Genomic DNA, 234 nt, shown 5'->3' on the forward strand with positions numbered 1-234 from the left:
GAATTGGCGCTGGCATTGGTCCAGGCGCCGGTGACCGGATTGCGCGTACCGGTGAGGGTGGTCGTTTCCGGATTCTCCAGCGCGACGCTGAAGCCGCCCTGGGTGTAGCGCACCTGCGCCTGGCGCACGAAGATCACGCCATCGGTGGGACCAACGAAGTCGACCGCTTCCGGCAACGACGCCGCATCCATGAAGTTCGACCAGGTCTGGCCGGCCATCCAGTTGTTCCAGTAC

General features: G+C 64.5%; 1 pseudogene. It reads right to left on the reverse strand.

The window, feature by feature from the left end:
* Positions 1-234, reverse strand: a pseudogene (locus FQ664_RS27010) (hypothetical protein); the annotation flags it as partial.

The sequence above is a fragment of the Pseudomonas persica genome (assembly GCF_900291015.1).
Classification (GTDB): Bacteria; Pseudomonadota; Gammaproteobacteria; order Pseudomonadales; family Pseudomonadaceae; genus Aquipseudomonas.